The following is a 12911-nucleotide window of genomic DNA, read 5'->3' as shown; positions in this document are numbered from 1 at the left end:
AGGAAGAGTATGAAGCAATTTGCTACGTCCGTCAACCCCGTTTTTCAGCGCATTGCGCTTAAAAACTTTTCTCACTTCACGCTGCATTTGCATGCGTCGTTCAGCGAGGGGGCGAATTATAGCCCTGCCCCGCGCGGCCCGCAAGGGCTATTTTGCCGCGCTCACGGCCCAGCAAGCCTTGTCTTCACTTCAAGCGCCTTTTTGTGCAGCCTGTCGCAATCGACTGGTGTAGTTCGTGGTCTTTAGGCACAGTGGCAACATCAGACTCTGACGCGGCTCAACAAGAGGTTAAACTTGCCCGCTGCGTCGATTAACTCTTGTACTTGAAAGTGCCCCCATGCTTCCGATTTCCAGCCTGCCCCAATTGTTGAAAACCATCCTCGCTTGGTTGCAACGGGCATTCGACGCGACGACGACCTGGGTCACCCAACTGTCCTGGTGGAAATTCTTCCTGTTCGCCGCGCTGGCCCTGATCGCCGGTTCCATTTTGCAAGATGAGCTGTTCTCGTCCAGCCAGAACGAAGAAGTGGTCATCAAGTCGCACAAGCGCAGCAGCAAGGGTTCGGGTGAAACCAATATCCTGATCGACGATACGGGCATCCATTTCAATCCCCGCAACAGCAAGAACCGGCGCAGCAGCACGACGGATGCGGTCAGCGATCCGGCCGATGCCGCCGAGGCGGATGAGCACGCAAACGCCGTGCCGCCGGCGCCGCCGGAACCGCCGGCCGCCCCCGCCAAGCCCAGCTATCCCGTAACGACGAATGCCTCGGGCGAAGAAGTCCATATTGAACTGCCGCCGCAAATCGGCGAGGAGTTGTCGAATGCCATCGAAGAAGCGGTCGATGATGCAGCAGAACAAAAAGTGTCGCGCTACCACCAGCAAGCCTCGACCTGGTTCAAGAGCTTTGTGTCCTTGCTGGTCCTGGCCCTGTTCGCCATGAAGGCCCTGGTCGGCGGCAAGAAACGCGCGGAAGCGGAAACCGTCACGGCAAACGAGGCCGCCGAGCGCGAATCCATGCAGCGCCAGCTCAGCGAAGCGAAGATGCAGATGATGCAAGCTCAGGTCGAGCCGCATTTCCTGTTCAACACGCTCGCTTCCGTCGAACACCTGATCCAGGTCGACCCGCCGCGCGCGGCCAAGATGCAGCGCAGCCTGATCCAATATCTGCGCGCCGTGCTGCCGCAAATGCGCGACAACGCCCTGATTACCAACCTGGGCCGTGAAGCGGACATGGTGCAAGCGTACCTGAACCTGCTGAAAATGCGCATGGAAGAACGCCTGACCGTCGACTTCCAGATTCCCGACGGCCTGCGCAGCGCCGCCTTCCCGCCCATGATGCTGCAATCGATGGTGGAAAATGCCATCAAGCATGGCCTGGAAGTCAAACCGGAGGGCGGCACCCTGCGCATCGTGGCCGAAGTGGCACACAGCAAGCTGCGCGTGACGGTAACCGATGACGGCCTGGGCTTTGGCGTGGTGCCCAGCGATGGCACGGGACTGGGTTTGCCCACCATCCGCGAGCGCCTGAAGCTGTTGCATGGCGACCAGGGCAGCCTGACCATTACGCCAAATCAACCGTCCGGCGTGTGCGCCGTGATCGAAGTGCCATATCAATTGTCCAAATAAGACAGAGTAGTTGATAAAAACGCTAAATCATTGAATAATCAATCTTCGCCTGTTCACACTTGAGACCTATGCCTACCGCTATTATTGCCGACGACGAAAGACTGATGCGCGACCAGCTGCGCCTGCGCCTGGGCCAAGCCTGGCCTGAACTGGAAATCATCGGCGAAGCCAAGAATGGCGACGAAGCGATCGAACTGGTGGAACAACTCAAACCGGACTTTGCCTTCCTCGATATCCGCATGCCGGGCAAGACGGGCATGGAAGCGGCGCAAGTGATCGGCAGCAAGACGCATATCGTCTTCGTCACGGCCTACGATAGCCACGCCGTCGAAGCCTTCGAGCGGGGCGCCGTCGACTACGTGCTCAAGCCGCCCGAGCATGAGCGCTTGCTGGTGACGGTGGAACGCCTGAAAACGCACCTGAACAAGCCGGCGCTGGACGTCAACAGCAGCGTCACGGCCATGCTGTCGCAGCTGGCGGAAAAAATCACGGCCAAGCCCACCTACCTGCAATGGATACAGGCCAGCATCGGCCAGGACTTGCGCATGATCCCCGTGGAAGAGATCCTGTTCTTCCGTTCTGACGAGAAATACACGTGCGTGCAGACCGCCAAGTACGAGGCGCTGATCCGCAAGCCCGTGCGCGACCTGGCCGAAGAGCTCGACCCTTCGCTGTTCTGGCAAATCCACCGTGCCACCCTGGTCAACGTGAATGCCATCGAAGGCGTGACGCGCGACATCCGCGGCCGCCACTTGGTACTCATCAAAGGCAAGTCCGACAAGCTCGAAGTGAGCCGCAGCTTCTTGCACCTGTTCAAGCAAATGTAAGTCTCCCGCCGCCGCCCGGCCCAGGCCGGCGCGGCGCGCGCCCCTCTTCTCTCCCCTTCCTGCGCCACATCAAGCCACGCCGCGCCAACAGGCATAGGCTATATCAAGTCCTGTCCGTCGCTCCTGTCTTGCCTGCCTTCGTTCACGTTCGCAAGGAGAATCCCATGCCTGACCGAGGCAGTTCCACACTGCTGCGCATCCTGCCGCTAGGCATGGCGGCGGTGCTTTTGCTGTGCTTGTTTCCTCCACTGAAAGCCCGTCGGCAGCGGCAGGCGCGTGGCCAGGCCATCATCGACAGCGCCAGCGACGCCTTCATCAGCATCGACAGCGGGCAAATCATCCTGCATGCGAACGCGGCGGCAGCCAGATTGTTCGACGACACGCCGGCCGGCATGCGCGGCATGCGCCTGGGCCACTACATCCTGCGCGACTTGCGTACCCTTGGCGGCCTGGACAAGCACGATGGTGAGCCGCCGTTTGGCGACATCAGCCAGGAGCTGCGCCTGACGGGCCGGCGCGCCACCGATTACACGCTGACGGGACGGCGCAGCGATGGCCTCATGTTTCCCCTCGAAGGCTCGCTCTCGGCCATGCAGGAAGACGGCCACAGCGTGTTTACCATCATCGTGCGCGACATCAGCGCGCGCCAGCAGATGCATGAACAGCTGGCCCGCTCCTTTTCGCAACTGCGCGAATTATCGAGTGCGCTGCAATCCATCCGCGAAGAGGAGCGCAAGCATATCGCGCGTGAATTGCATGATGACTTGGGGCAATTGCTGGCCACCTTGCGCGTCGACCTGACCCTGGTGCGCCAGCACACGGACACCACCGAGTCCCTGCAAGCGCTGCTGCACAGCATGGATGGCTTGCTGGTGACGGCCATTACCTCCTTGCGGCGCATCGCCAGCAACCTGCGTCCGCGCGCACTCGATGAAGGGGGGTTATATTTTGCGCTGCAAAAACTGCGCCATGACTTCCTGCTGCGCCGCGCCATCCATTTCGACTTGCTGGCCGACGAAGCCGACCTGGTGCTCGACGATGCGCGCAGCACGGCCATCTACCGCATCGTGCAGGAAGCGCTGACGAATATCGCGCGCCATGCCGAGGCCAGCCACATCACCATCGCCCTGCACCGCATCGATTCCTCGCTGGCCATCACCATCCAGGACGATGGCCGCGGGATTGCCGAACACGACCTGGAAAAAGCCACGGCCCTGGGCTTGCTGGGCATGCGCGAACGGGTGTGGGGCTTGAACGGCAGCATCCATATCGGCGCCGATAGCGAACTGGGCGGCACGCGCATCGATATCTCGCTGCCCATGCATGCGGAAGCGGCAGCGGCGGCGATGCAATAAAAAAGGCGCCCGCAGGCGCCTTCCATTTCGTCACATCGAACGATGCTTAGAATTTGTGTGCCAGGCCGATCTGGTACGAGGTCAGCGACTTCACGCGCTCGCGGCCAGCGTAAGCGTACACGTCGGTGCGCTTCGACAGGTGGTAGTCGTAGCCGACGCCGAATTCCTTGATGGTGTCCTGATCCTTGAACTTGTTGTTGCTTTGCTCTTGCTTGCCATACGATACTTTGGCATCGCCGCCGCCAACCGTGTAGTTCAGGCCGATCAGGTAGGACTTGAATTCGCCAGTCGTGGCAACCTTGGTATCGCCTTTCGAGTAGGCGGCCGTGATCTTGGCCGGGCCGAATTTATAGCCGCCACCGATGGACCACAGATCAGGCTTGGCGGCCGTTGCCGTTGCTTGCACGGCTTTTTCGTAGCCGGCGTGCAAGCTGATCGGGCCGTTGTCGTAGGTTGCCAGGCCAATCACGCCTGCGTCAGCGCTGTTGACTTCGCTCAGCACGTATTGCAGGCTGCCCACGAAACCTTCAAAGCTTGGGCTGTTGTAGGTCACGGCATTGTTGACGCGCGACGAACCGACGCCCGAACGCAGCAAGGTTTCATTGTTCTTGCCGACCACGCCGTAGGTGTTGAAAGGATCGACGCGGGCGATGGTGCCATCGACCAGATTCTTGGTGCGGCCCAGGATGGCGGTACCAAACGCACCTTTCAAGCCCACATACGCTTGACGGTCGAACAACACGCCTTTTTGCGCGCCGGTGTCAGCCAGGAATTCACTTTCCAGGTTGAAAATTGCGGACAGGCCGCCACCCAGATCTTCCGTACCCTTGAAACCGAGGCGCGACGCATTGTTTTCGCGTTGTACCGTCGGCTGGCCAGTGGTCTTGGCAATACCGAGGTCAACCAGGCCATACACGGTGACGTTCGATTGTGCTTGTGCCGTAGCTGCTGCGAAGGTGCCGATGATCAATGCTGCCAGAGTAATTTTTTTCACTTGAGATTCTCTACATTAGGTTGGACAAGGTGAGCTGCTGCTGAGCTGCTTAGCTGCTGAACCGAATCATGCCCACCAAATACTTCAACAATATGACATCGACAAGATGTTGTTTTTTAGCACAATATCTTGTTAAATAAAAACAACAGGCGAAAAAAAACCGCCCGAGGGCGGCTTGTGTTGCCGTGACAGCCTTACTTCAGGCGGCAGCTCAGCAGCCAGTAGTATTCCAGGCGCTTCATGCGGATTTCGCGGGCCGAGTGGGCAAACTTCTTGCGCAGGTGGCTATCCGACGGGAAATTCTTCAGCACTTCATAGCGCTCGCCCCCCTCCGTCGTGCGGAACTGGTGGGTATTGCCTTCCAGGTCGGTGCGCGCGATGACCGTGCTGCTGCCGTCGACATAGGAATTGTCGATCAACACCAGCAGGATGTCCTTGCCCAGCTTGCTGCGCAATTGCTTCAGGTACTTATCCTGGTCTTCGCGCTTGACGTGCGACCACCAGAAACCGGCGAACACGGCCGTGAACTTGCCCAACATGTCGTCAGGCAAGTTGAAAGCGTCGAGCTTGGCGAAGGTCACGTTGTCGGGCAAGCCGCGCTGTTGTGCCAGCGCCAGCATTTCATCGTTGATATCGGTGGCCAGCACGGACTCGGCCGTCTCGGCGACCACTTCCGTCCAGTAGCCGGTGCCGCAAGCCAGTTCCAACACGGTGTGGCCTTCCAGCACGTCGGCGACCTTGTCGCGCAACACTTCCAGGTCTTCCTGGCGTTCGGGCTTGTCATAGACGCGCTCGTACTGCTGCGCGATGGTGGCGTAATATTTGGCAAGCTGATCGGTAATCATTGTTTCTTCTCTTCTTAAATAATCTTGGCCAGGCACCTCGCCCGGCCGACTTCCTGCATTGTTATAGTTCGTAGTGCTCTTTATCACCGCTCATCGCCTGCTCGATGAGCTTGCGGTTCAGGGTCGGCGTCAGCAACTCGATAAAGGTATAAATATAGCTGCGCAAATACGCGCCCTGCTTGACGGCAACGCGCGACACATTCATGCCGAACAGGTGGCCGACAGGGATGGCGCGCAAGCCTTTGTCGCGCTCGGCATCGAAGGCCATACCCGCTATGATACCAATCCCCATGCCCAACTCGACATAAGTCTTGATCACGTCCGCATCGATGGCCTCCAGCAGGATGTCCGGCTTCAGGCCGCGCAGCACGAAAGCATGGTCGATCTTGTTGCGTCCGGCAAACGCGCTGTCATAGGTAATCAGGGGGAAAGCGGCGATTTCTTCCAGGGTCACGGACTTCGACTTGAGCAGCGGATGGTCGACCGGCACCACCACCACGTGTTCCCATTGATAGCATGGCAAGGTGATCAGGCCATCGATGGCGGCGATCGATTCCGTGGCAATGGCGAGATCCGCCTGGTCGCGCTGCACCATCTCGGCGATCTGGCGCGGATTGCCTTGCAGTAACGACAATCTTACCTTCGGGAACTTCAGCATGAAGGCCTGCACCACCTTCGGCAAGGTGTAGCGCGCCTGCGTATGCGTGGTGGCAATGGTAAAACTGCCGCTGTCCTGCGCCGCGAATTCCTTGCCGATGCGCTTCATGCTGTCGATTTCCTGCATGATCAGCTCGACCGATTCCAGCACCAGGCGGCCCGGCTCCGTCAAGCCGCGGATGCGCTTGCCGTGGCGCGTAAAAATATCCACGCCCAGTTCTTCCTCCAGCTCGATGATGGCTTTCGATACGCCCGGTTGCGACGTAAACAAGGCCTTGGCGGCGTCCGTCAGGTTGTAATTCTGCCGGACCGCTTCGCGCACGAAGCGCAGTTGATGGAGATTCATTGCTGGTTTGCCCTAGATTGCCGTGATTTGCCGAGTTTCCGCCCCACCCATGATTTTGCGTTCATGCATATACGCATATCGCATATAAGCAAATGCGTACTTAGTAGTTTGGATTAAACGCCAAGTTTATTACTATTGCGGGTACTTTGGGGGTGAAAGCATGACTTTGTCTTATATAGTCTCAGGATTTGCCGTAGGATTACTCGTAGGAATGACCGGCGTGGGCGGCGGTTCGCTGATGACGCCGCTATTAACCTTGCTGTTTGGCGTGCCGCCTTCCGTGGCCGTGGGCACCGACCTGGCCTTCGCCTCGATCACCAAGAGCGCCGGCACGCTGACGCACCGCCTGCGCGGCACCATCCGCTGGGATATCGTCAAGCGCCTGTGCATCGGCGCCCTGCCCGCCGCCGTCATCGCGACCCTGGCACTGAAATCGTTCGGCACCCTGTCGCCGGAAATCGGCCAGATCATCCGTTACTCGATCGCCGGCTCCGTGCTGCTGACCGTCGTGGCGCTGATCTTCAAGGGCCGCATGCTGGCCTGGATCAATGCACACCCCGAGAAACAATTGCAAGGCAACAAGCTTGCCGCCGCGACCATTATTTCCGGCGCCGTACTGGGCGTGCTGGTGACGGTGTCGTCGATCGGCGCCGGCGCCATCGGCGCCACCTTGCTGGTGATGCTGTATCCACGCATGAGCTCAGCCGAAGTGGCCGGCACCGATATCGCCTACGCCGTGCCCCTGACGGCCATCGCCGCCCTCGGTCACTGGTGGCTCGGCTCCATCCACTGGGAATTGCTGGCCTCCTTGCTGGTCGGCTCCCTGCCCGGCATCACGCTCGGTTCCTGGGTCGCCCGCTCCGTGCCGGAAAAGTTTTTAAGAGTGCTGCTGGCGATGACCTTGACCGGCGTGGCAGTGAAGCTAATCTATTAATTGACCGACCATGTAACACGAACAGTATCAAGAACATAATCCCAGGCAATCTTCCAGCACCCCGGCTTTTTTAGGAATTGATATGTACCATTACGATCAGTACGACCACCTCATCATCAAAGAACGCATCGCCCAGTACCGAGACCAGGTTGCGCGCCGTATCGCCAATGAACTGACGGAAGAGGAATTCATTCCGCTGCGCCTGCAAAACGGCCTGTACATGCAGCGCCACGCCTACATGCTGCGCATCGCCGTGCCGTACGGCTTGCTGTCCTCGAAGCAAATGCGCATGTTCGCGCACATCGCGCGCAAGTATGACCGCGGCTATGGCCACTTCACCACGCGCCAGAACATCCAGTTCAACTGGATTGAGCTGGAACAAACGCCCGATATCCTGACCGACCTGGCTTCCGTGGAAATGCACGCGATCCAGACCTCGGGCAACTGTATCCGTAATACAACATCCGACCCGTTCGCCGGCGTCGCGGCCGATGAAATCATCGATCCGCGCCCGTACGCGGAAGTCTTGCGCCAGTGGAGCACCTTCCACCCCGAGTTCATCGCCCTGCCCCGTAAATTCAAGGTCGCCATCAATGGCGCCGAAGAAGACCGCGCCGCCATCGCCGTGCACGACATCGGCTTGACGGCCGTGCGCAACGCCGCCGGCGAAGTGGGCTTCAAGGTGATGGCCGGCGGCGGCATGGGCCGCACGCCTATCCTGGGCAGCGTCGTGCGCGACTTCCTGCCGTGGCAGCACTTGTTGACCTACATCCAGGCGATCATGCGCGTGTACAACCTGCACGGCCGCCGCGACAACAAATACAAGGCGCGCATCAAGATCTTGCTGAAAGCCATCGGCGTGGAAGAATTCACGCGCCAGGTGGAAGCGGAGTGGGTCGACTTGAAGGACGGTCCGGAAACCTTGAGCGCCGAGGAAATGCAGCGCGTGGCGGACTTCTTCAATCCGCCCACCTACCTGGCCCTGCCGGAACTCGACTACAAGGCCGAACACGCGGACAACAAGGCCTATGTGAACTGGCTGGCGCGCAACGTCAAGCCGCACCAGCGCCCTGGCTACGTGGCCGTGGTACTGTCCCTGAAGAAAACGGGCGTGCCGCCGGGCGACGCGACGGCCGAGCAGATCGACTTCGTGGCCGACCTGGCCGACCGCTACAGCTATGGCGAACTGCGCGTGACGCACGAGCAAAACCTGGTGCTGGCCGACGTGGAGCAATCGAAACTGTTCGCACTGTGGCAGGAAGCCAAGGCGCACGGCCTGGCCACGCCGAACATCGGCTTGCTGACGGACATGATCTGCTGCCCGGGCGGCGATTTCTGCTCGCTGGCCAACGCCAAGTCGCTGCCGATCGCCGCCGCCATCGCGGAACGCTTCGACAGCATCGACTTCCAGCACGACATCGGCGAGATCGAACTGAATATTTCCGGCTGCATCAATGCCTGCGGCCACCATCACGTGGGCAGCATCGGCATCCTCGGCGTCGACAAGGATGGCAGCGAATGGTATCAAGTGTCGATTGGCGGCGCGCAAGGCAACAACGCGGCCATCGGCAAGATCATCGGACCATCGTTCTCTTCCCTGCAGATGCCTGAAGTCATCGGCCGCCTGCTGCACGTCTACGTGCGCGACCGCCATGAAGGCGAGCGCTTCGTCGACACGGCCCAGCGCCTGGGCCTGGCGCCGTTCAAGGAACACGTATATGCAACGCCGATCACGGTCGGCAACCTGGTGGGAGAAGACGAATATGTTTGAAGTACGCGAAGAAATCATCAAGAACGCCGCCGTGGTGCCGAATACCTGGGGCTTGCTGCGCCTCGATGAGACCGACACGCCGGAAACGGTCGTTGTGCCCGCGGGCAAGGTCATCGTGCCCCTGCTCGTTTGGCAAGCCCAGCGCGCAACCCTGGCCGCGCGCCTGCCCGACATCGGCGTGTGGCTGGCCAGCGACGAGCGCCCGGAAGAACTGGCGGCCGACGTGGATGTATTGCCCGTCATCGGCGTGGATTTCCCGAAATTCACGGATGGCCGCGGCTATTCCATCGCCTTCAACCTGCGCGCCCGCCTGGGTTTCCAGGGGGAATTACGTGCCATCGGCGACGTGCTGCGCGACCAGCTGTTTTCCATGCACCGCGTCGGCTTCGACGCGTATGCGACGCGTCCGGACCGCAGCATCCATGACGCCCTGAAAGGTTTGTCGGTCTTTTCGGAAACCTACCAGGCGTCGTGGGACCAGAAATCGCCGCTGTTCCGCCGCCACCAGCGCGAAGGCCAGAATCCTGACCTCGACAACGCGGCCGGCATCTGAGGGCCAATCATGAGCGATCTGACTTCTTTGATACACGCCACCGAGCAAACGCTGACACGCATCGCCGCGGATTTTTCGCCGGCCGTGTTCGCGTCCAGCCTGGCAGCCGAAGACATGGTACTGACCGACATGATTCTGAAGGCAAAGCTGCCCATTGGCATCTTTTCCCTGGAAACAGGCCGGCTGCACCAGGAAACCCTGGCCGTGCTCGACAAGGTCAAGGCCCGCTACGACCACGACATCACGCTGTACCGCCCGCAGCCGGAGCTTGTCGCTGCCTACGTGGAACAGAACGGCCTGAACGCGTTCTACAATAGTGTCGAGATGCGCCGCGAATGCTGCCGCATCCGCAAGGTCGAACCGCTGGGCCGCGCCCTGGCTGGCAACAAGGCCTGGGTGACGGGACAGCGCCGTGCCCAGTCCACCACGCGCACCGAATTGCACGTGCAGGAAGAGGACGCCGCGCATGGCATGACGAAATTCAATCCGCTGGCCGACTGGTCGGAAGAAGACGTGTGGGCCTATATCCGCGCCAACGACGTGCCCTACAATGCGCTGCACGACCAGGACTACCCGTCGATCGGCTGCGAACCGTGCACGCGGGCCGTCCAGCCGGGCGAAGATGTGCGCGCCGGACGCTGGTGGTGGGAAAACCCGGATTCGAAGGAATGCGGCCTGCACATGGTGGACGGCAAATTGATACGCATCAAATCCGTGGCAGCTTGATCAGACACAACAGATATAGCAGAACAAGAAAGCACCCTATATGAGCAATATTTTGAACCAGCGTCACCTCGACAGCCTTGAATCGGAAGCCATCCACATCATGCGCGAAGTGGCGGCCGAATCGGCCAATCCTGCGCTGCTGTTTTCCGGCGGCAAGGATTCCGTCGTCCTGCTGCGCCTGGCCGAGAAAGCCTTTCGCCCAGGCAAGTTTCCATTCCCCCTCGTACATATCGACACGGGCCATAACTTCCCGGAAGTCATCACTTTCCGTGACAAGAAGGTGGCCGAGCTGGGCGAACGCCTGATCGTCGGCTCCGTGGAGGATTCCATCAAGCGCGGCACCGTGCGCCTGCGCAACCCGGCCACGGATTCGCGCAACGCGGCCCAAGCCGTGACCTTGCTGGAAACCATCGCCGAACACGGTTTTGACGCCTGCATCGGCGGCGCCCGCCGCGACGAGGAAAAAGCGCGCGCCAAGGAACGCATCTTTTCGTTCCGCGACGAATTCGGCGCCTGGGACCCGAAAGCCCAGCGTCCGGAACTGTGGGATCTGTATAACACCCGCGTGCATCCCGGTGAAAACATGCGCGTTTTTCCCATCTCGAACTGGACCGAACTGGACGTGTGGCAATACATCGCCCGCGAGCAACTGGAATTGCCGCCGATCTACTTCGCGCACGAGCGCCAGGTGATCCCGCGCAATGGTTTATTGGTGCCGCTGACGGATCTGACGCCGCCGCGCGAAGGCGAAACGGTGGAAACGCAAGTCGTGCGCTTCCGCACCGTGGGCGATATTTCGTGCACCTGCCCCGTCTCGTCCGATGCGGCAACGGTCGACGCCATCATCGCCGAGACGGCAATCACGCAAATCACGGAACGGGGCGCCACCCGCATGGATGACCAGACTTCCGAAGCCTCGATGGAAAAACGCAAGAAAGCAGGGTATTTCTAATGAACGCAGCAATCTCCAACACCAATCTCACCGACAGCGTCGAACGCGGCATGTTGCGTTTTATCACGGCCGGTTCCGTCGATGACGGCAAGAGCACCCTGATCGGCCGTTTGCTGTTCGACAGCAAGGGCATCTTCGCCGACCAGCTCGACGCCATGTCGCGCTCCAAGCACAAGCGCACGGTGGGCGACACGGTCGACCTGTCGCTGCTGACGGACGGCCTGGAAGCGGAACGCGAGCAAGGCATCACCATCGACGTGGCCTACCGTTACTTTGCCACGCCGAAACGCAAGTTCATCATCGCCGACACGCCCGGCCACGAGCAATACACGCGCAATATGGTGACCGGCGCATCGACCGCCGACGCCGTCATCATCCTGATCGACGTGTCGAAGGTCAAACTCGGTGACGATGGCAGCGTGGAACTGTTGATCCAGACCAAACGCCATTCGACCATCGCCCATTTGCTGCAGATCGAGCACGTGGTCGTCGCCGTCAACAAGATGGACCTGGTCGACTACGATGAAACGGTCTACAACCGCATCGTGGCCGCCTACCGAGAATTCGCCCAGTCGCTGGGTTTGAAGGACATCACGCCGATTCCATTGTCGGCCTTGACGGGCGACAATGTTGTCGAGCGCGGCGACAAGCTGGGCTGGTACACGGGCCCGACCCTGATCGAGCTGCTCGAATCGCTGTCCGTCTACGACGAATCGCACGACACGCCCTTCCGCTTCCCCGTGCAGCTGGTGGCGCGCCACAATGGCCACGAAGCGAACGACTTCCGCGGCTACATGGGCCGCATCGAGGCGGGCAAGGTCAGCATCGGCGACACCCTCGTGGTGCAGCCATCGGGCCAGACGGCAACAGTGAAAGATATCGTCACCCTGGACGGCTCGCTGCAAACGGCCGTGGTGGGCCAGTCCGTGACCTTGCTGCTGAATGAATACCTCGACATTTCGCGCGGCGACTTGCTGGCGAGCAACGAGCGCCCTGCCACCCTGCTGAAACAGGTGGTGGCCGACGTGTGCTGGCTGTCGGAAGACGCGCTGGACCTGCGCCGCAAGTACTGGATCAAGCACGGCACGAAACAGACGGCGGCCAAGGTGACGGCGATCGAATCGATCCTCGACATCAACACGCAGCAGCGCCACCCGGCCGAAGGCTTGAAGCTGAACGACATCGCCCGCATCAGCCTGAACGTGCAGCAGGCGCTGGCGGCCGACGCGTATGCCGATATCCGCGCCACGGGCGCGTTTATCCTGATCGATGAAGTGACCCACCAGACCGTCGCGGCCGGCATGGTCCGGCTCTAACCCGC

12 protein-coding genes are annotated in these 12911 nt (G+C 60.3%); 9 read left to right on the top strand and 3 right to left on the bottom strand.

Features of this window, described 5'->3' with window-relative positions; all coding sequences use genetic code 11:
- The first annotated feature begins 337 nt into the window (after positions 1–337).
- From BZG29_RS08485 to BZG29_RS08475, 3 genes are all read left to right on the top strand, one after another.
- Positions 338–1630, top strand: a complete 1293-nt coding sequence (locus BZG29_RS08485; RefSeq protein WP_077401135.1) for a histidine kinase — start codon at positions 338–340, stop codon at positions 1628–1630.
- Between the two features lie 68 nt (positions 1631–1698).
- Positions 1699–2457: a LytTR family DNA-binding domain-containing protein gene (locus BZG29_RS08480; RefSeq protein WP_034751497.1), complete on the top strand. Its 759-nt coding sequence runs from the start codon at positions 1699–1701 to the stop codon at positions 2455–2457.
- A 164-nt stretch (positions 2458–2621) separates the two neighbouring features.
- Positions 2622–3812 (top strand): PAS domain-containing sensor histidine kinase, encoded by a 1191-nt coding sequence (locus BZG29_RS08475; RefSeq protein ID WP_077401132.1) that lies wholly within the window; start codon positions 2622–2624, stop codon positions 3810–3812.
- A gap of 46 nt (positions 3813–3858) precedes the next feature.
- On the opposite strand, the gene BZG29_RS08470 is transcribed toward BZG29_RS08475, so the two are convergent.
- The 3 genes from BZG29_RS08470 to BZG29_RS08460 all read right to left on the bottom strand — a co-directional run bounded on the left by BZG29_RS08470 (position 3859) and on the right by BZG29_RS08460 (position 6654).
- Positions 3859–4806 carry a porin gene (locus BZG29_RS08470; RefSeq protein ID WP_046682561.1) on the bottom strand — a complete coding sequence of 316 codons (948 nt, stop codon included), beginning with the start codon at positions 4804–4806 and terminating at the stop codon, positions 3859–3861.
- A gap of 194 nt (positions 4807–5000) precedes the next feature.
- Entirely contained in the window at positions 5001–5651 is a 651-nt protein-coding gene (locus BZG29_RS08465; RefSeq protein ID WP_077401129.1) for a class I SAM-dependent methyltransferase, read from the bottom strand.
- A 61-nt stretch (positions 5652–5712) separates the two neighbouring features.
- The gene (locus tag BZG29_RS08460; RefSeq protein ID WP_034751505.1) at positions 5713–6654 is read right to left on the bottom strand and encodes a CysB family HTH-type transcriptional regulator; all 942 of its coding nucleotides are present in this window, start codon (positions 6652–6654) and stop codon (positions 5713–5715) included.
- Positions 6655–6814: 160 nt separating this feature from the next.
- On the opposite strand from BZG29_RS08460, the gene BZG29_RS08455 reads away from it, so the two are divergent.
- From BZG29_RS08455 to BZG29_RS08430, 6 genes are all read left to right on the top strand, one after another.
- On the top strand, positions 6815–7588 hold the full coding sequence (locus BZG29_RS08455; protein ID WP_034782225.1) for a sulfite exporter TauE/SafE family protein: 774 nt from the start codon (positions 6815–6817) through the stop codon (positions 7586–7588).
- A gap of 82 nt (positions 7589–7670) precedes the next feature.
- Positions 7671–9359, top strand: coding sequence for a nitrite/sulfite reductase (locus BZG29_RS08450; protein WP_077401126.1), 1689 nt, complete (start codon positions 7671–7673; stop codon positions 9357–9359).
- A complete protein-coding gene (locus BZG29_RS08445) occupies positions 9352–9912 on the top strand; it encodes a DUF934 domain-containing protein (RefSeq protein ID WP_077401123.1) in 561 nt (186 codons plus the stop codon). Before BZG29_RS08450 ends, BZG29_RS08445 begins: the two co-directional genes overlap by 8 nt.
- Before the next feature lie 9 nt (positions 9913–9921).
- Complete coding sequence (locus BZG29_RS08440; RefSeq protein ID WP_077401120.1) at positions 9922–10638, top strand: phosphoadenylyl-sulfate reductase; 717 nt, start codon at positions 9922–9924, stop codon at positions 10636–10638.
- A 40-nt stretch (positions 10639–10678) separates the two neighbouring features.
- The gene (gene cysD, locus BZG29_RS08435; protein ID WP_034782216.1) at positions 10679–11590 is read left to right on the top strand and encodes a sulfate adenylyltransferase subunit CysD; all 912 of its coding nucleotides are present in this window, start codon (positions 10679–10681) and stop codon (positions 11588–11590) included.
- Positions 11590–12906 (top strand): GTP-binding protein, encoded by a 1317-nt coding sequence (locus BZG29_RS08430; protein ID WP_077401116.1) that lies wholly within the window; start codon positions 11590–11592, stop codon positions 12904–12906. The genes cysD and BZG29_RS08430 overlap by 1 nt, the downstream gene beginning before the upstream one ends.
- Positions 12907–12911: the final 5 nt, after the last annotated feature.

It is taken from the genome of Janthinobacterium sp. LM6 (genome assembly GCF_002002885.1).
Classification (GTDB): domain Bacteria; phylum Pseudomonadota; class Gammaproteobacteria; order Burkholderiales; family Burkholderiaceae_D; genus Janthinobacterium; species Janthinobacterium kumbetense.
This window is presented reverse-complemented; position numbering and strand designations above follow the sequence as displayed.

Bases quoted from the DNA above. Each gene is read 5' to 3' on its own strand.
- BZG29_RS08460 (WP_034751505.1), bottom strand. From the start codon at position 6,654: ATGAATCTCCATCAACTGCGCTTCGTGCGCGAAGCGGTCCGGCAGAAT.
- cysD (WP_034782216.1), top strand. From the start codon at position 10,679: ATGAGCAATATTTTGAACCAGCGTCACCTCGACAGCCTTGAATCGGAA.
- BZG29_RS08440 (WP_077401120.1), top strand. From the start codon at position 9,922: ATGAGCGATCTGACTTCTTTGATACACGCCACCGAGCAAACGCTGACA.
- BZG29_RS08455 (WP_034782225.1), top strand. From the start codon at position 6,815: ATGACTTTGTCTTATATAGTCTCAGGATTTGCCGTAGGATTACTCGTA.
- BZG29_RS08480 (WP_034751497.1), top strand. From the start codon at position 1,699: ATGCCTACCGCTATTATTGCCGACGACGAAAGACTGATGCGCGACCAG.
- BZG29_RS08475 (WP_077401132.1), top strand. From the start codon at position 2,622: ATGCCTGACCGAGGCAGTTCCACACTGCTGCGCATCCTGCCGCTAGGC.
- BZG29_RS08450 (WP_077401126.1), top strand. From the start codon at position 7,671: ATGTACCATTACGATCAGTACGACCACCTCATCATCAAAGAACGCATC.
- BZG29_RS08485 (WP_077401135.1), top strand. From the start codon at position 338: ATGCTTCCGATTTCCAGCCTGCCCCAATTGTTGAAAACCATCCTCGCT.
- BZG29_RS08430 (WP_077401116.1), top strand. From the start codon at position 11,590: ATGAACGCAGCAATCTCCAACACCAATCTCACCGACAGCGTCGAACGC.
- BZG29_RS08465 (WP_077401129.1), bottom strand. From the start codon at position 5,651: ATGATTACCGATCAGCTTGCCAAATATTACGCCACCATCGCGCAGCAG.
- BZG29_RS08445 (WP_077401123.1), top strand. From the start codon at position 9,352: ATGTTTGAAGTACGCGAAGAAATCATCAAGAACGCCGCCGTGGTGCCG.